Annotated in this window: 17 protein-coding genes; 7 read left to right on the top strand and 10 right to left on the bottom strand. The window is 71.9% G+C overall.

Annotation, left to right across the window (positions count from 1 at the left end; all coding sequences use genetic code 11):
* Nucleotide 1: 1 nt before the first annotated feature.
* The 5 genes from ACZ60B_RS20265 to ACZ60B_RS20245 form a co-directional block, all read right to left on the bottom strand.
* On the bottom strand, nucleotides 2–1603 hold the full coding sequence (locus ACZ60B_RS20265; protein ID WP_469388762.1) for an FAD-dependent monooxygenase: 1602 nt from the start codon (nucleotides 1601–1603) through the stop codon (nucleotides 2–4).
* Between the two features lie 232 nt (nucleotides 1604–1835).
* On the bottom strand, nucleotides 1836–2744 hold the full coding sequence (locus ACZ60B_RS20260; protein ID WP_469388760.1) for an amino acid ABC transporter permease: 909 nt from the start codon (nucleotides 2742–2744) through the stop codon (nucleotides 1836–1838).
* Nucleotides 2741–3409: an amino acid ABC transporter permease gene (locus tag ACZ60B_RS20255; protein ID WP_469388758.1), complete on the bottom strand. Its 669-nt coding sequence runs from the start codon at nucleotides 3407–3409 to the stop codon at nucleotides 2741–2743. The genes ACZ60B_RS20260 and ACZ60B_RS20255 overlap by 4 nt, the downstream gene beginning before the upstream one ends.
* Nucleotides 3410–3529: 120 nt before the next feature.
* A complete protein-coding gene (locus tag ACZ60B_RS20250; protein ID WP_469388757.1) occupies nucleotides 3530–4378 on the bottom strand; it encodes a glutamate ABC transporter substrate-binding protein in 849 nt (282 codons plus the stop codon).
* A gap of 88 nt (nucleotides 4379–4466) precedes the next feature.
* Nucleotides 4467–5243 carry an amino acid ABC transporter ATP-binding protein gene (locus tag ACZ60B_RS20245; protein ID WP_469388755.1) on the bottom strand — a complete coding sequence of 259 codons (777 nt, stop codon included), beginning with the start codon at nucleotides 5241–5243 and terminating at the stop codon, nucleotides 4467–4469.
* Nucleotides 5244–5539: 296 nt separating this feature from the next.
* Between ACZ60B_RS20245 and ACZ60B_RS20240 the strand changes: the two genes are divergently transcribed.
* Together ACZ60B_RS20240 and ACZ60B_RS20235 are read left to right on the top strand one after the other, a co-directional pair.
* Nucleotides 5540–6226: a response regulator transcription factor gene (locus ACZ60B_RS20240; RefSeq protein WP_469388753.1), complete on the top strand. Its 687-nt coding sequence runs from the start codon at nucleotides 5540–5542 to the stop codon at nucleotides 6224–6226.
* Between the two features lie 10 nt (nucleotides 6227–6236).
* Nucleotides 6237–7643: a sensor histidine kinase gene (locus ACZ60B_RS20235; RefSeq protein WP_469388751.1), complete on the top strand. Its 1407-nt coding sequence runs from the start codon at nucleotides 6237–6239 to the stop codon at nucleotides 7641–7643.
* Here ACZ60B_RS20235 and ACZ60B_RS20230 read toward each other — a convergent pair.
* A complete protein-coding gene (locus tag ACZ60B_RS20230; RefSeq protein ID WP_469388749.1) occupies nucleotides 7633–8631 on the bottom strand; it encodes a TAXI family TRAP transporter solute-binding subunit in 999 nt (332 codons plus the stop codon). The two genes, ACZ60B_RS20235 and ACZ60B_RS20230, sit on opposite strands and share 11 nt — an antisense overlap.
* 121 nt (nucleotides 8632–8752) lie before the next feature.
* Between ACZ60B_RS20230 and ACZ60B_RS20225 the strand changes: the two genes are divergently transcribed.
* On the top strand, nucleotides 8753–9160 hold the full coding sequence (locus tag ACZ60B_RS20225; RefSeq protein WP_469388747.1) for a pyrophosphohydrolase domain-containing protein: 408 nt from the start codon (nucleotides 8753–8755) through the stop codon (nucleotides 9158–9160).
* A gap of 58 nt (nucleotides 9161–9218) precedes the next feature.
* On the opposite strand, the gene ACZ60B_RS20220 is transcribed toward ACZ60B_RS20225, so the two are convergent.
* Nucleotides 9219–10469 (bottom strand): cation:proton antiporter, encoded by a 1251-nt coding sequence (locus tag ACZ60B_RS20220; protein WP_469388745.1) that lies wholly within the window; start codon nucleotides 10467–10469, stop codon nucleotides 9219–9221.
* 2 nt (nucleotides 10470–10471) lie between these two features.
* Complete coding sequence (locus ACZ60B_RS20215; RefSeq protein ID WP_351612175.1) at nucleotides 10472–10957, bottom strand: cation:proton antiporter regulatory subunit; 486 nt, start codon at nucleotides 10955–10957, stop codon at nucleotides 10472–10474.
* A gap of 334 nt (nucleotides 10958–11291) precedes the next feature.
* Between ACZ60B_RS20215 and ACZ60B_RS20210 the strand changes: the two genes are divergently transcribed.
* From ACZ60B_RS20210 to ACZ60B_RS20195, 4 genes are all read left to right on the top strand, one after another.
* The gene (locus ACZ60B_RS20210; RefSeq protein ID WP_469388809.1) at nucleotides 11292–12224 is read left to right on the top strand and encodes a HAMP domain-containing sensor histidine kinase; all 933 of its coding nucleotides are present in this window, start codon (nucleotides 11292–11294) and stop codon (nucleotides 12222–12224) included.
* Nucleotides 12221–12925: a response regulator gene (locus ACZ60B_RS20205; RefSeq protein WP_469388744.1), complete on the top strand. Its 705-nt coding sequence runs from the start codon at nucleotides 12221–12223 to the stop codon at nucleotides 12923–12925. The genes ACZ60B_RS20210 and ACZ60B_RS20205 overlap by 4 nt, the downstream gene beginning before the upstream one ends.
* Nucleotides 12926–13040: 115 nt before the next feature.
* Complete coding sequence (gene miaB, locus ACZ60B_RS20200; protein WP_469388742.1) at nucleotides 13041–14570, top strand: tRNA (N6-isopentenyl adenosine(37)-C2)-methylthiotransferase MiaB; 1530 nt, start codon at nucleotides 13041–13043, stop codon at nucleotides 14568–14570.
* A 28-nt stretch (nucleotides 14571–14598) separates the two neighbouring features.
* On the top strand, nucleotides 14599–15312 hold the full coding sequence (locus ACZ60B_RS20195; RefSeq protein WP_469388741.1) for a class III extradiol dioxygenase subunit B-like domain-containing protein: 714 nt from the start codon (nucleotides 14599–14601) through the stop codon (nucleotides 15310–15312).
* 156 nt (nucleotides 15313–15468) lie between these two features.
* Here ACZ60B_RS20195 and ACZ60B_RS20190 read toward each other — a convergent pair whose 3' ends face one another.
* A complete protein-coding gene (locus ACZ60B_RS20190; RefSeq protein ID WP_469388740.1) occupies nucleotides 15469–15741 on the bottom strand; it encodes an antitoxin in 273 nt (90 codons plus the stop codon).
* Nucleotides 15742–15766: 25 nt separating this feature from the next.
* Entirely contained in the window at nucleotides 15767–16045 is a 279-nt protein-coding gene (locus ACZ60B_RS20185; protein WP_469388738.1) for a hypothetical protein, read from the bottom strand.
* Nucleotides 16046–16131 lie beyond the last annotated feature (86 nt).

The raw sequence follows: 16131 nt of genomic DNA, 5'->3' as shown, positions 1-16131 counted from the left end.
GTCACGTGGAGGCGGAGCCGACCGTCGCCTCCCTGCGGGCCGGGCCGCCGAGCGTCGCCTCGGCGGCCGCGTACAGGTCGGCCGGGCGCACGCCGTTCAGGGCGGTGACGAGATGGCCGTCGGGGCGGACGAGGAGCACGGTGTGGGGGGCCGCCCCCGGGTAGCTCTCGGCGACCAGCAGTTCCGCCGGATGCGGCAGCGCGGTCACCGCGGCGGCGAGCCGGGGCATGATCCCGGCCGTCACCCAGTGCTTGCGCTCCCACACACCCGTGCCCGGTGCGACCAGGACGACGAGCAGCGCCCCCCGGCCGAGCCGCTCCCGCAGCGGTACGAAGGAGCCGTCCTCCGCCGTCACCGGTACGTCCGCGACCTGGGCGCCCGGCGTGGTGTCGACCGGGACCTCCGCCTCCAGGAGCGGCGGTGCGAGCGGGGAGCCGGCGTACCCACCGGGTTCCCCCAGCGGGCCGCGGCCCAGGTGGCCGTCGGTGAGCAGTGTCTCGTGACCCCGGGCCGAGCCGGGGACGAAGGCGCGGAGCCCGCCGCCGCCGCGCAGCAGCGGCAGTACCTGGTCGGCGGCGCGCAGCCGGGCGGCGACGACGGCACGCCGTTCCGTCTGGTAGCTGTCGAGCAGCGTCTCGTGCGGGCCGTGGTGCCAGGCGAGGGCCAGTTTCCAGGCGAGGTTGTCGGCGTCCCTGAGCCCCTCGTCCAGTCCCTGGGTGCCGAGCGTGCCGAGCAGGTGGGCGGCGTCCCCGGCGAGGAAGACCCGCCCCGCACGCCAGCGACGGGCCAGCCGGTGGTGGACCGTGTGGACGCCGGTGTCCAGCAGTTCGTACGGCGGCGTGGAGCCGTCCGTCCAGCCGGCCAGGGTCTCCCGGACCCGGGTCACCAGGAGCTCGGGGGTGACCAGGTCCTTGCCGGGCGGCAGCAGCCAGTCCAGCCGCCAGACGCCGTCCGGCAGCGGGCGTCCGGTGACCTCTCCGGCCCAGGGGCCGGACGTCCGCCACGGCGGCATCCGATGGATCAACGCTTCGTCGGTCCAGGGAAGTTCCGTGCGCAGCGCGGCCACGGCGTGTCGTTCCACCGCGGTGCGGCCCGGGAAGCGGATGTCCTGAAGTTTGCGCACCGTCGAGCGCGGACCGTCGCAGCCCACCAGGTAACTGCCGCGCCACCAGGTGCCCTTGTCGCCCCGGGTGCGGGCCGTGACGCCGGAGGTCTCCTGCTCGACGGCGTCCAGGCGGCTGTTCACGACGACCTTGACGAGCCGCTCGCCGGCGAGGGCGGTGCGCAGGGCGCCGGTCAGCACGTGCTGGGCTAGGTGCAGCGGGCCGGGTTCGGCGTCGTCGAAGACGATCTCGCGCATCACCTGCTTGCGCCGCAGCGACCGCCATCCGGCCCAGCGCACGCCCGCCTCGGCGAGCGGCATCCCGGTCAGCCGTTCCACCAGCGCGGTGGTGTCCGGGCGCAGTACGACACTGCGCGCGAGGCGTGGTTCGTCCTTGCCCGGTCCCTCGTCCAGGACGACGGACGGCACCTCCTGACGGGCCAGCGCCAGGGCGAGAGCGAGTCCCACGGGCCCCGCGCCGACGACGATCACCGGGTCCACGGCGCGGCGCCTCCTGCCCGCGGCGATGTCCTCAGGGACGTTGGTGAGCAGGAGGTCGGGGCAGGGTGCACGATCACAGAACGTATGCAACCCATTGCCACTGCTTGCGTCAAGTGACGGAGGCCGTGGCGATCACGCCACGGCCTCCGTATCGGTCACCCGACGGTTCCCGTCGGGCTTCCGCACTGGTCACGCCACTGCTCCCGGGCCGCACACGCCACTTGAGCGTGTGTCAGATGGTGCCGCCCGCGCCGGCGCCGAAGGTGCCCCCGACCTCGGCGGCGTTGAGCTCCTCGACGTCCTTGGTGCCGAGCGCCTTGCCGGTGCCCCGCTTGCTGCCGCGCAGCCGGCGCTCCAGCCAGGCGGCGAACGAGGTGAGGGCGAAGTTCAGCACGACGAAGACGATCCCCACCACGATGAAGCTGGGGACGACGTTGGCGTAGTTGGCCGCGAGGGTGCTGCGCGAGCTCATCAGCTCGGGGAAGGTGAGCATCACACCGCCCAGCGCGGTGTCCTTCACGATCACGACCAGTTGGCTGACGATGGCCGGCAGCATCACCGTGACGGCCTGTGGCAGCAGGATGCTGCTCATCGTCTGGCCCTTGCGCAGGCCGACCGCGTACGCGGCCTCCGTCTGTCCCCTGGGCAGGGAGAGGATGCCGGCCCGGACGACCTCGGCGAGGACCGAGGCGTTGTAGAGCACCAGACCGGTGACGACGGCGTAGAAGGGCCGGTCCTCGCTGGAGACGTCCGTGGAACGGACGTAGAACTCCATCGCGAACAGCATCAGCAGCAGTACCGGTACCGCCCGGAAGAACTCGACCACCACACCGGCCGGGACGCGGACCCAGCGATGGTCGGACATCCTGGCTATCCCGAAGACCGCGCCCAGCGGAAGCGCGATGATCACGGAGAGCACGGCGGCCTTCAGCGTGTTGCCGAGCCCCGGCAGCAGGTAGGTGTTCCAGGCCTGGGCGGTGACGAAGGGCTCCCACAGGGCCCATTCGAGCTGGTTCTTGTCGTCCATCATCCCCCACGCCCACCACAGCAGCAGGGCGAGCAGGAGGAAGAAGACGACCGAGATGACGATGTTGCGCTGCCTGGCCCGCGGGCCGGGGGCGTCGTAGAGGACCGAGCTCATCGCTTCACCGCCATGCGCTTGCCGACCCAGCCGAGGAGGAGGCCGGTGGGCAGGGTCAGCACCACGAAGCCGAGGGCGAAGAACGCGCCGACGGCGAGGGTCTGGGCCTCGTTCTCGAGCATCGTCTTCATCAGGGTGGCGGCCTCGGCCACGCCGATCGCGGCCGCCACGGTGGTGTTCTTGGTCAGGGCGATCAGTACGTTCGCCAGGGGGGCGATCACCGCCCGGAAGGCCTGCGGCAGCACGATCAGCCGCAGCGACTGGCTGAAGTTCAGCCCGATGGCGCGGGCCGCCTCCGCCTGTCCCACGGGCACGGTGTTGATGCCGGACCGGATCGCCTCGCAGACGAAGGCCGCCGTGTAGGCGGAGAGACTGAGCACCGCGAGCCGGAATCCCTGGACCTTGAAGTCGTCGGAAGCGCCCATGGTGACGCCGAAGATGTCGGCCAGGCCCAGCGAGGAGAAGACGATGATGACCGTCAGAGGGATGTTCCGCACGATGTTCACGTAGGCGGTGCCGAAGCCGCGCATGAGCGGGACCGGGCTGACCCGCATCGCCGCCAGCAGGGTGCCCCAGACCAGGGAGCCGACGGCGGACAGGGCGGTGAGTTCCACCGTCGTCCAGAACGCCCCGAGGACGTCGTAACCTTCAAGAAAGTCGAACACGATCTCCCGCGCTTCCGGGTGTGTGGCGTACGTGGAGGGTGGGGCGCGCCGCCGCCCGCCTGTCAGGTGGCGGGGGCGGCGCGCCCTGGGAACCCTGCGTTGCTCGGCCGGAGCCTCGCGTCACTTGACGATGTTGCCGATCGCCGGGGCGGGCTCGCTCTTGTAGTTCGCCGGGCCGAAGTTCGCGTCGACCGCCTTCTGCCAGGAGCCGTCGCTGACCATCTTCTTCAGCGCGTCGTTGATCTTGTCGACGGTCGCGGAGTCGCCCTTCTTGACGCCGATGCCGTAGTTCTCGTTGCTCAGCTTCAGGCCGGCGAGCTTGAACTGACCCTTGTACTTGTCCTGCGCGGCGAAGCCCGCGAGGATCGAGTCGTCGGTGGTCACGGCGTCCACGGCGCCGCTCTGGAGGGCGGCGATGCACTCCGAGTAGCCGCTGTTCTCCCGCAGGTTGGCCTTCGGGGCGATGGACTTCTGGACGTTCTGCGCCGAGGTCGAACCGGTCACCGAGCACAGGTTCTTGCCGTTGAGGTCGTCTCCCTTGGCGATCTTGGAGTCCGCCTTGACCAGCAGGTCCTGGTGGGCCAGCAGGTAGGGGCCGGCGAAGTCGACCTTCTGCTTGCGCTCGTCGTTGATGGAGTAGGTGGCCGCGATGAACTTCACGTCGCCGCGGGCGAGCGCGTTCTCCCGGTCGGCGCTCTTGGTCTGGACCCACTCGATCTTGTCGGCCGAGTAGCCGAGCTGCTTGGCCACGTAGGTCGCCACGTCCACGTCGAAACCGGCGTAGGAGCCGTCGGGCTTCTGGAGACCCAGACCGGGCTGGTCGAACTTGATGCCGATCTTGATCTTGCCGCCGCCGCCGGAGCCGGAGCCGCTGCTGTCGTTGTCCTTGTTGTCGCCACCACAGGCGGTGGCGCTCAGGGCGAGGGCGAGTGCGACGGCAGAGGCGGCGGTGACCTTGCGGAGCTTCATGGTGAACATCCTTCGGTGATGAGGGTAAGCGGGCCGGCGAGTGCGGGTGGCGCAGGTCGTCGGGACACGACGGGCGTGCCGGGCGCGGTCAGTGGTGCAGGATCTTCGACAGGAAGTCCTTGGCGCGGTCGCTGCGCGGGTTGCTGAAGAACTGCTCGGGCACGGCCTGTTCGACGATCCGGCCGTCCGCCATGAAGACCACGCGATCCGCGGCCGACCGGGCGAAACCCATCTCGTGGGTGACGACGATCATGGTCATGCCGTCCCGGGCGAGCTGCTGCATGACCTCCAGCACCTCGTTGATCATCTCCGGGTCGAGAGCCGAGGTCGGCTCGTCGAAGAGCATGACCTTCGGGTCCATCGCCAGCGCCCGCGCGATGGCGACGCGCTGCTGCTGCCCGCCGGAGAGCTGCGCCGGGTACTTGTCGGCCTGGGCGCCCACGCCGACCCGGTCGAGCAGCGCCCGCGCCTTCTCCTCGGCCTGCTGCTTGTTCGCCTTGCGGACCTTGATCTGGGCCAGCGTCACGTTCTCGAGCACGGTCTTGTGCGCGAAGAGATTGAAGGACTGGAAGACCATCCCGACGTCGGCGCGCAGCCGGGCCAGCTCCCGGCCCTCCTGGGGCAACGGCCTGCCGTCGATCGTGATCGCGCCCGAATCGACGGTCTCCAGACGGTTGATGGTGCGGCACAGGGTGGACTTGCCGGACCCGGAGGGCCCGATGACCACGACCACCTCGCCGCGGGTGATCGTCAGATCGATGTCCTGGAGTACGTGCAACGCGCCGAAATGCTTGTTGACGCTCTTCAGGACGACCAGTTCGTCGGTCGCGGCCGCGTTCTCCTCGGCCACCGATACTTCGGTCATCGCTTCAAGGCTCCGTCCTCCTCGGTTTCGCAGGACAGTAGTGATGCCGTACGACCAGCGTCATTACATCTGAGCGGAATCTGAGCATCACGATCCGATAGCAATCGGACACATGTCGTAGCAGTTGCGCCCGGGGCGCGTATCGGCCGGGTAACGGAACGTGCCCGGGACCGGAACCCCCTTGACGCCGTCGTCGTCAATCAGCGTGACTGCCATCGTGCACGCGTGCGTGCACGCGTTGTATCCGACGACTTCGTACCGACGTCGTACGACCGATGAACCGGAGGGGGGCGGGGGTGAGACTGCTCCTCGTCGAGGACGACAACCATGTCGCCGCCGCGCTGTCCGCGGTCCTGGCGCGGCACGGCTTCGAGGTCACGCACGCCCGCAGCGGGGAGGAGGCCCTTCAGGCGCTCGTCCCAGAAGGCCCCGGCTTCGGGGTGGTCCTGCTGGACCTGGGCCTGCCCGACCAGGACGGCTACGAGGTGTGCGGCAAGATCCGCAAGCGCACCGCCACACCGGTGATCATGGTGACCGCCCGCGCCGACGTGCGCTCGCGCATCCACGGCCTCAACCTCGGTGCCGACGACTACGTGGTCAAGCCGTACGACACCGGTGAACTGCTCGCCCGCATCCACGCCGTCAGCCGGCGCGCCGTGCCCGAGGACGCCTCCGGCGGCACCGACAGCGCGCTGCGCCTGGGGGCCGTACTCATCGAACTGCCCACCCGCCAGGTCAGCGTGGACGGCTCGGTCGTCGCGCTGACCCGCAAGGAGTTCGACCTGCTCGCGCTGCTCGCCCAGCGCCCCGGCGTCGTCTTCCGCCGCGAGCAGATCATCAGCGAGGTCTGGCGCACCAGTTGGGAGGGCACCGGTCGCACCCTGGAGGTGCATGTGGCGTCCCTGCGCGCCAAGCTGCGCCTGCCCGCCCTGATCGAGACGGTACGCGGCGTGGGCTACCGGCTCGTCGCCCCGGACGCCTAGCGGGGACAGCTTGCGCACTCGTCTGCTGCCGCTGCTCATCGTCCTGATGGCGGCCGTGCTGCTCGCCCTCGGAATCCCGCTCGCCGTCAGCGTGGCCGCCGCCCAGCAACAGAAGGTCGTCGTCGACCGCATCGACGACACGGCGCGCTTCGCGGCCCTCGCCCAGTTCGTCACCGAGGTGCCCGGCGGTTCACGTACCAGGACCAGGGACGAGCGCAAGGAGACGCTCAACACCGAACTCGCCAGCTACTACAAGGTCTACGGCATTCGTGCCGGGGTGTTCTACCGCACCGACACCCCCATGGCCCAGGCCCCCGCCGACTGGTTCCTCCCCCAGGCGGGCGAGGTGCGGGAGGCCTTCGGCGAAGCGCTCCTCAGCCGCCGCAGCCACGACCCCGAGCAGGTGTGGCCCTGGCAGCGACGTCATCTCGTCGTCGCGTCGCCGGTCATCCGGGACGGTGACGTCGTCGCGGTGGTGGTCACCGACTCGCCCACCGGGGCGATGCGGGCCCGGATCCTGCACGGCTGGCTGATCGTCGGCGCGGGCGAGATCGCCGCGATGCTGCTCGCCGTCGGCGCCGCGCTGCGGCTGACCGGCTGGGTCCTCCGACCGGTACGGGTCCTGGACGCCACCACCCACGACATCGCCACCGGACGCCTGAAGTCCCGGGTCGCGGTGGGCGGCGGACCTCCGGAACTCAGAAGGCTGGCCCGCTCGTTCAACGAGATGGCGGACAACGTCGAGGAGGTGCTGGAGCAGCAGCGCGCGTTCGTCGCCGACGCCTCGCACCAGTTGCGCAACCCGCTCGCGGCGCTGCTGCTGCGCATCGAACTGCTCGCCCTGGAACTGCCCGACGGCAACGAGGAGATCGCCTCCGTGCGGACCGAGGGCAAGCGCCTGGCGCAGGTCCTCGACGACCTGCTCGACCTGGCGCTCGCCGAGCACGCCGACGCGGACCTCACGCTCACCGACATCGGCGCGCTGGCCGCCGAGCGGGTCGCGGCCTGGGCACCGACCGCCGACGCCAAGGGGGTGCGCCTGGTGGGCAACTGCCCGCCCGTCACTGCCTGGGCCGACCCGGTCACGCTGTCCAGCGCGCTGGACGCGGTCATCGACAACGCGGTGAAGTTCACGCCCGGGGACGAGACCGTCGAGGTGACCGTCGCCTCCCACGGCGGCACCTCGACCGTCGTCGTCACCGACAACGGCCCCGGACTCACCGAGGAGGAGCTCGCCCGGGTCGGCGACCGCTTCTGGCGCAGCGGCCGGCATCAGAACGTCAAGGGCTCCGGCCTCGGCCTGTCGATCTCCCGGGTCCTGCTGGCGGCCGGCGGCGGCACGATCTCCTACGGCCATCAGGAGCCGAGCGGACTGCGGGTGACGGTGACGCTGCCGCGGTCGGAACCTACGGCTTGACCGACCGGTAGTAGCGCCGGGCGCCCTCGTGGAGCTGGAGCGGATCGGTGTAGATCGCCGTGCGCAGGTCGACCAGCTGGGCCGAGTGGACGTGCGCGCCGATGCCGTCCCGGCTCTTGATCACGGTCCGGGTCACCCACTCGGTGAGCCGGGGGTCCACGTCCGCCCGGGTGATCAGCAGGTTGGACACCGCCATCGTCGGCACGACCGCCCCGTTCTGCACGGTCGGGTAGGCGGACTCCGGCATGTTGGTGGCGCGGTAGTACCGGGTGACGTCGCCCTGCCCGTGCAGCTTCGTCACGAGCTCGGGCGTTATGGGCACGAACCGGAGGGAGAAGCCCTCGGCGAGTGTGCGCACGCCGTCCGTCGGCAGGCCGCCGGACCAGAAGAACGCGTCGATCCCGCCGGACCTCAGCCGGTCGGGCGCGGTGCCGATGCCGTCGGGCTCGGGGGTGATGTCCTCGCGCGCGTCGATGCCGGCCGCCCCGAGCACCCGGTCGGCGATGAGCCGCACCCCGGACTCCGGCGGGCCGATGGCCACGCGTCTGCCCCTCAGGTCCGCCACGGAGTGGATGTCCGAGTCGCGCGGGACGACGAGCTGGACGTAGTCGTCGTAGAGGCGGGCGACCCCGCGCAGTCCGGCGGCCCCCCTGCCGCCGTTCACCTCGTACGTCTCCACCGCGTCCGCCGCGGCGATGGTGAAGTCGGCCTGTCCGGAGGCCACGCGCGCGACGTTCTCCTGCGAACCGTCGCTGGTCCGCAGTTTCACCGTCAGGTCGGGCATGTCCCGGTCCAGCTCACTGCGCAGCAGCCGGCCGTACTCCTGGTAGACACCGCTCGGGGCCCCGGTGCTGAACGTGATCGTCCCGCCCGGCGGCTCCTCGCCGAGCGGCACCAGCCACCACAGCAGCAGCCCGAGGGCCACGAAACCGGCGGCCGCGCCCTGGAGGGCACGGCGCCTGCCGACACGGGGGATCACCTTGGACATGGGCGCGATCCTGCCAGCACGGGCGCGGTGCTGGCCAGGGGCCGAGGAGACAAGGCAGGAGGTGACCGGGGCGGGGGTCGGCCGGCCGGGACCGTCGGTGGTGGTCGGTACAGTCGGGCGCATGAGCACCTCGCCCGCCGACCTGGTCCGTGAGTTCCACCTCGCCTTCGGGCTGGACGCCCGCAGCATCCCGACCCAGGTGTCCGAGCGGCTCGCCGCGCACCGGGGCGAGCTGCTCGCGGAGGAGGCCGCCGAGGTGGCCGAGGTCTCGGTCGCGGGCCCGCTCGACAGCCTCGCCCACGAACTGGCCGACGTCGTCTACGTGGCGTACGGCACGGCCCTCGTCCACGGCATCGACCTCGACGCGGTGATCGCCGAGATCCACCGTTCCAACATGACCAAGCTGGGCCCGGACGGCCAGGTCGCCCGCCGCGCGGACGGCAAGGTCCTGAAGGGCGACCACTACGAGGCACCGGACGTGTCGGGCGTGCTGCGCCGCCAGGGATGGATGCCCGACGGAGCCGCCTGAGGAGGAGCCCGCCGACCGGGGTCCGCGCGCCGGGCCGAGGCCCCCGGTTCCCCTGGGCTCAGTCGCCCACGCTGGTCCCGGTCCGGGCACCTTCCTCCACCGCGGTGCCCTCCGCCGTGCGCGCCGCTTCCTCCGGGGCCGCCCGCCGCGTCGTGCCGCGACGGCTCCACCAGGTCGCGAGCGGCTCCGTGTAGCGCGCGGTGAGCGGGCCGAGGACGACGAGCAGCAGGACGTACGCCGTGGCCAGCGGCCCCAGGGACGGCTCGATGCCGGCCGTGACCGCCAGGCCCGCGATGACGATCGAGAACTCGCCACGGGCCACCAGCGCCCCGCCCGCCCGCCAGCGTCCCTTGACCGAGACACCCGCGCGCCACGACGCCCAGTACCCGGTGGCGATCTTCGTCGCCGCGGTGACGACGGCGAGGACGAGGGCGGGCAGCAGGACCGGAGGGATGCTCGCCGGATCCGTGTGCAGACCGAAGAAGACGAAGAAGACGGCGGCGAACAGGTCGCGCAACGGGCTCAGCAGCGTGTGCGCGCCCTCCGCGGCCTCCCCGGACAGCGCGATGCCGACCAGGAACGCGCCGACCGCCGCAGACACCTGGAGCTGCTGCGCCACGCCCGCCACCAGGATGGTCAGCCCCAGTACGACGAGCAGCAGCTTCTCCGGGTCGTCGCTGGAGACGAAACGGGAGACGACCCGCCCGTAGCGGACCGCGACGAACAGCACCAGCCCGGCGGCCCCCAGCGCGACGGCCAGCGTGAGGCTCCCGGCGGCCAGCCCCGCCCCGGCGACCAGCGCGGTGACGATGGGCAGGTACACCGCCATCGCCAGGTCCTCCAGCACCAGGACGCTGAGGATCACCGGGGTCTCCCGGTTGCCGACCCGGCCGAGGTCGCCGAGCACCTTGGCGATCACTCCGGACGACGAGATCCAGGTGACCCCCGCCAGCACCACCGCGGCCACCGGGCCCCAGCCGAGCAGCAGGGCCGCCGCCGCGCCGGGCAGGGCGTTGAGCGCGCAGTCGACCAGCCCGGACGGGTAGTGGGCCTTGAGGTTGGAGACCAGATCGCTCGCCGAGTACTCCAGACCCAGCATCAACAGCAGCAGGATGACGCCGATCTCGGCGCCGGTGGCGACGAACTCCTCGCTCGCGCCGAGCGGCAGCAGTCCGCCCTCGCCGAAGGCGAGCCCGGCCAGCAGGTACAGCGGGATGGGCGAGAACCGGAAGCGGGCGGCGACCCGGCCGAGCAGGCCGAGCGCGAGGATGATGGAACCGAACTCGATCAGCAGGACCGCTGAATGCACACTCACTCCCGTCCGAGGATCGCCGCAGCCGTGTCGACGCCCTCACGGGTGCCGATGACGATGAGGGTGTCGCCGCCCGCCAGCCGGAAGTCCGGCGCCGGGGACGGGGTGGCCCCGGACCGCCGCAGCACCGCCACGATCGACGCGCCGGTCTCGGTCCGCATCCGGGTCTCGCCCAGCAGCCGTCCGTTCCAGTACGAGCCGGCCGCGATCTCGATGCGCTCGGCCACCAGGCCCAGGTCGGTGGTGTAGAGCAGGTTCGGGCTGTGGTGGGACGGCTTCAGCGCGTCGATCAGTGTCCCGGCCTCCGCGCCGGTCAGCCGCAGCGAGTGGGCGCAGGAGTCCGGGTCGTCCGTCCGGTACATGTTCACCGTGCGGGTGCCGTCGCGGTGCGCCACCACGGACAGGTGGCGCTGTTCCCGCGTCACCAGGTCGTACTGGACCCCGATGCCCGGCAGCGGCGTCGCCCGGAGGCGTGGAGCAGACACGTTTCTTCCCCTTGCTGGTCTCTTCGCTGATCCCGTTGTGGATCTACTTGCGGACGTTCTTGCGGACCTTCGTGCGGACTCTTCCCGCGGCTCCTTCCCCGGACCGTCGTGCCGGTGCGGGAAGCGCTGCCGAGGGCGATGAGGAGGGGCGCCCGCAGGTTCCCGGAGCCGCCATGCTGCCATCCGCCCGTACGGTGACGACATGGGTGTCATGACGGATGGACGTGGTCGGCGCGGGGCGGAGAAGCTGGTCGGGGCGGCGCCGCCGGTCGAGGCGACGGCCCCTGGTGGCGGGAGCGGGTCGGCGCAGATGGCGAGAGGCGGGTACCGGACCTTGTCGCTGTTCTGGCGGATCTTCTCGCTCAACGCCACGGGCCTGGCCGTGGCCGCCGCGCTGCTGCTGGGACCGGTCACCGTGTCGACCCCGGTGCTGCCGCGCGAGGCACTGGTCGTCGCCCTGGGGCTCACGGCCCTCCTGGTGGGCAACGCCGCCGTGCTGCGGATCGGGCTCGCCCCGCTGCACCGGCTCGGCGACGCGATGGCCACCGCCGACCTGCTGCGTCCGGGACCGCGGGCCCCCGTCGCCGGTCCCGCCGAGACCGCGGCGCTGATCACCACGTACAACACGATGCTCGACCGGCTGGAGCGCGAGCGCGCCACCAGCGCCGCGCGGGCGCTGTCCGCGCAGGAGCGCGAGCGCCGACGCGTCGCCAGGGAACTGCACGACGAGGTCGGCCAGACCCTGACCGCGGTCCTGCTCCAGCTCAAGCGGGTCGCCGACCGGGTGCCCGAGGAGCTGCGCGCGGAGGTGGGACAGGCGCAGGAGGCGACCCGGGCGGGTCTCGACGAGGTCCGCCGCATCGCCCGCCGGCTGCGCCCCGGCGTGCTGGAGGAACTCGGCCTGGCCAGTGCCCTGCGCGCGCTCGCCGCCGAGTTCACCACGCCCGGGGTGACGGTGAGCCATCGGGTCGCCGGGGAGCTGCCCCCGCTGACCGAGGAGTCGGAGCTCGTGCTCTACCGGGTCGCCCAGGAAGGCCTCACCAACACCGTCCGGCACTCCGGTGCCGATCAGGCCGAGATCAGGCTGCACCCCGTCACGGACGGCGTCGAACTCCTCGTACGCGACAACGGCACGGGCCTGGAGGAAGGGCGGGAGGGAGCCGGAATCCGCGGGATGCGCGAACGGGCCCTGCTGATCGGCGCGACCTTGTCCCTGTCACCCGCGCCCGGGCGCGGTACCGACATACGTCTGCGGGTGCCCCGATGAGCCACCACGCCCCGACGCCCCCGACGCCCCCGACGCCGCCCGCGCGGCCCGGCGCCCCGATCCGGGTGCTCCTCGCCGACGACCACACGCTCGTACGACGTGGCGTACGCCTCATCCTGGAGAGCGAGCCGGACCTCACGGTGGTCGCCGAGGCGGGCGACGGCGCCGAGGCGGTGGCCCGGGCCCGCGCAGGCGACATCGACCTGGCCGTCCTCGACATCGCGATGCCCCGGATGACCGGGCTCCAGGCGGCCCGCGAGCTCTCCCGCCGACTGCCCGGCCTGCGCATCCTGATCCTGACCATGTACGACAACGAGCAGTACTTCTTCGAGACGCTCAGGGCCGGTGCCGTCGGCTACGTCCTGAAGTCCGTCGCCGACCGTGACCTGGTCGAGGCCTGCCGGGCGGCCGTGCGCGACGAACCGTTCGTCTACCCGGGCGCGGAGCGGGCCCTGGTCCGCTCCTACCTGGAGCGACTGCACCGCGGCGACGGCCTGCCGGAGCGGGTCGTCACCGACCGCGAGGAGGAGATCCTCAAGCTCGTCGCCGAGGGGCACACGTCGAAGGAGATCGGCGAGCTGCTGTTCATCAGCGCGAAGACCGTCGAGCGCCACCGGGCCAACCTGCTGCACAAGCTCGGGATGCGCGACCGGCTGGAGCTCACCCGGTACGCGATCCGGGCGGGCCTCATCGATCCGTGACCGGCCCGTGGCGCTTCCCCTCGCTCCCGCGCCGCCCCCGGGGGCAGCGGCTGCGGAGGCGGCGGCCCTGGAACACCCGGGCGGGGCTGTCGTCGGCACCGCCTACTCTGGAGGCATGACCAGCAGCAGCGACCGGAGCCTCGCAGTGGACGTCGAAGGACCCAAGAGTTACGAGATCCGCACCTACGGGTGCCAGATGAACGTCCACGATTCCGAGCGATTGTCCGGGCTGCTCGAAGACGCCGGCTACGTGCGCGCGCCCGAGGGGTCGGACGGCGACGCGGACGTCGTCGTCTTCAACACCTGCGCCGTCCGCGAGAACGCCGACAACCGGCTCTACGGCAACCTCGGCCGCCTCGCGCCGATGAAGACGAAGCGCCCCGGCATGCAGATCGCCGTCGGCGGCTGCCTCGCGCAGAAGGACCGCGACACCATCGTGAAGAAGGCGCCCTGGGTGGACGTCGTCTTCGGCACGCACAACATCGGCAAGCTGCCCATTCTGCTGGAGCGCGCCCGCGTGCAGGAAGAGGCACAGGTCGAGATCGCCGAGTCGCTGGAGGCCTTCCCCTCCACGCTGCCGACCCGGCGCGAGAGCGCCTACGCGGCCTGGGTGTCGATCTCCGTCGGCTGCAACAACACCTGCACCTTCTGCATCGTCCCGGCGCTGCGCGGCAAGGAGAAGGACCGCCGCACCGGCGACATCCTCGCCGAGATCGAGGCCCTGGTCGGCGAGGGCGTCTCCGAGATCACCCTGCTCGGCCAGAACGTCAACGCGTACGGCTCGGACATCGGCGACCGCGAGGCCTTCAGCAAGCTGCTGCGGGCCTGCGGGAGCATCGAGGGCCTGGAGCGCGTCCGCTTCACCTCCCCGCACCCGCGCGACTTCACCGACGACGTCATCGCCGCCATGGCCGAGACCCCGAACGTGATGCCGCAGCTGCACATGCCGCTCCAGTCCGGCTCGGACCCGGTCCTGAAGGCGATGCGCCGGTCGTACCGGCAGGACCGTTACCTCGGCATCATCGAGAAGGTCCGCGCCGCCATCCCGCACGCCGCGATCACCACCGACGTCATCGTGGGCTTCCCCGGCGAGACCGAGGAGGACTTCGAGCAGACGCTGCACGTGGTGCGCGAGGCGCGGTTCGCGCAGGCGTTCACCTTCCAGTACTCCAAGCGTCCCGGCACCCCGGCCGCCACCATGGACGACCAGATCCCCAAGGCGGTCGTCCAGGCCCGCTACGAGCGTCTCGTCGCGCTCCAGGAGGAGATCTCCTGGGACGAGAACAAGAAGCAGGTCGGCCGCACCCTCGAACTGATGGTCGCCGAGGGCGAGGGCCGCAAGGACGGTGCGACCCACCGGCTGTCCGGCCGCGCCCCCGACAACCGCCTGGTCCACTTCACCAAGCCGGACCAGGAGGTCCGCCCCGGTGACGTGGTCACGGTCGAGATCACGTACGCCGCTCCGCACCACCTCCTCGCCGAGGGACCCACGCTCGACGTGCGGCGCACGCGCGCGGGGGACGCCTGGGAGAAGCGCAACGCCGAGAAGGCGGCTCCGTCGGCCGGCGTCATGCTCGGGCTGCCGAAGATCGGCGCACCGGCTCCGCTGCCGGTGGCCACGGGCAGCGGCTGCGGCTGCGACTGACCACCGCGGGCGGGTTACCCTGCGGATCATGCTCGTCGCCGCCGCAGTCTGCCCCGCCCCGCCCCTGCTCGTACCGGAGGTCGCCGCGGGCGCCGCGTCCGAACTGGACGCCGCCCGTGCCGCCTGCGTGGACGCGCTGGGACTGCTCGCCGCCGCCCGGCCGGACCGGCTCGTGGTCGTCGGACCCGCCGACCAGGTCGCACGCGGCCCCTACCCGCAGGGCGCGCGGGGCTCGTTCCGCGGCTTCGGCGTGGATCTCGACGTGACGCTGGGCCGCGACACGGGAACGCCCGGCGAGCGCCCGCTGCCGCCCTCCCTCGCCGTGGCCGCGTGGCTGCTGGAGCGGACCGGCTGGTCGGACGCCCCGATCGAGGGACTCGGCGTCGGGGAGCCCCTGGCGCCCGAGCGGTGCGTCGAGGCGGGCCGGGGCCTCGTCGCCGGCGGCGAGCGGCTCGCGCTGCTCGTGATGGGCGACGGCACCGCATGCCGGACGGTGAAGGCACCGGGCTATCTCGACGCACGGGCGGAGCCGTTCGACGCGGCGGCCGCGCGCGCCCTGGGGGCGGCGGACATCGCCGCCGTCAAGGCGCTGGACGCCGAGCTGGCGTACGAGCTCAAGGCCTCGGGCCGGGCTCCCTGGCAGGTCCTGGCCGGCGCGGCCGAGGACGCGGGACTCACCGGCGCGCTGCTGTACGAGGACGCGCCGTACGGGGTCGGATACATGGTCGCCGCGTGGTCGTAGAGCGCTGACGGCGGCCGAGTCGGGCCCACCCCGTACGGCCCACTCCGTACGGCAGAGGGCAGAGGGCGGACGGTAACGGCGGACGGCCGCGAGCGTCGATGCGCCGCGGCCGTCCGCCGATCGTCGTGCCGTCCTGCCCCAGGAGTCTCCTGAGTCTCAGGAGGCCGGAGGAGGTGTCCCCGGCGGGGTGGCGGGGTCGCCGCCGGCCGTCTCCGGGCCCTTCTTGTGCGCGAGCCGGTCCATGGCGCCCTTGGCCTTGCCCGTGCCCGTCTGGATCTTGTCGCTGTACTTGCCCTTGGTCTTCTCGTCGACCACCTTCGCGGCCTTGTCCAGACCGTGGGTGATCTTGCCCTCGTGCTGATGCGCGAGGTCGGAGACCTTGTCCTTCGCCGGGGCGATCTTGGCCTTCAAACTGTCCTTCAGACCCATGGGGTCACCTTCCCTCACGGTGCGGTCACCGACGGGCGCCCTCGGCCGCCGCACGGTGGGCCGCATCCTCGGCGGACGGCTGCTTCGGGATCTCGGCGGGGTCGGCCACGGCACCGGCGACGGTGACGTCCGGCCCCGCCGTCGCGGCGGGCGTCGCCGCCTCGGGACCGGTCGCGGCCGTCTCGGCCCGCTCCCCGGCGGCCGCCGACTCCCTGCCGGTCTCCTCGGCGCCCCCGCCCGCGACCTTCTCCGTGGTCTCCTCCGTGGCCTTCGACCTCCGAAGAAGCCGAGCAAAAACGCCCATATCCACTCCATACGTTACTCGCGCGGACGAAATGTCGCGTCGCCCGGTGCGTCCGGTCGCGCCGTCCGGGTCGGTGCCGCCCAGGA

It is taken from the genome of Streptomyces sp. NPDC104096 (assembly GCF_055584385.1).
The sequence above is the reverse complement of the archived record's forward strand: the minus strand, read 5'-3'. Positions and strand labels throughout refer to the sequence as shown.

Coding starts and splice junctions, on each gene's coding strand:
- ACZ60B_RS20260 (WP_469388760.1), bottom strand. CDS start 2,744: ATGAGCTCGGTCCTCTACGACGCCCCCGGCCCGCGGGCCAGGCAGCGC.
- ACZ60B_RS20250 (WP_469388757.1), bottom strand. CDS start 4,378: ATGAAGCTCCGCAAGGTCACCGCCGCCTCTGCCGTCGCACTCGCCCTC.
- ACZ60B_RS20245 (WP_469388755.1), bottom strand. CDS start 5,243: ATGACCGAAGTATCGGTGGCCGAGGAGAACGCGGCCGCGACCGACGAA.
- ACZ60B_RS20230 (WP_469388749.1), bottom strand. CDS start 8,631: ATGTCCAAGGTGATCCCCCGTGTCGGCAGGCGCCGTGCCCTCCAGGGC.
- ACZ60B_RS20225 (WP_469388747.1), top strand. CDS start 8,753: ATGAGCACCTCGCCCGCCGACCTGGTCCGTGAGTTCCACCTCGCCTTC.
- ACZ60B_RS20205 (WP_469388744.1), top strand. CDS start 12,221: ATGAGCCACCACGCCCCGACGCCCCCGACGCCCCCGACGCCGCCCGCG.
- miaB (WP_469388742.1), top strand. CDS start 13,041: ATGACCAGCAGCAGCGACCGGAGCCTCGCAGTGGACGTCGAAGGACCC.
- ACZ60B_RS20195 (WP_469388741.1), top strand. CDS start 14,599: ATGCTCGTCGCCGCCGCAGTCTGCCCCGCCCCGCCCCTGCTCGTACCG.
- ACZ60B_RS20190 (WP_469388740.1), bottom strand. CDS start 15,741: ATGGGTCTGAAGGACAGTTTGAAGGCCAAGATCGCCCCGGCGAAGGAC.
- ACZ60B_RS20185 (WP_469388738.1), bottom strand. CDS start 16,045: ATGGGCGTTTTTGCTCGGCTTCTTCGGAGGTCGAAGGCCACGGAGGAG.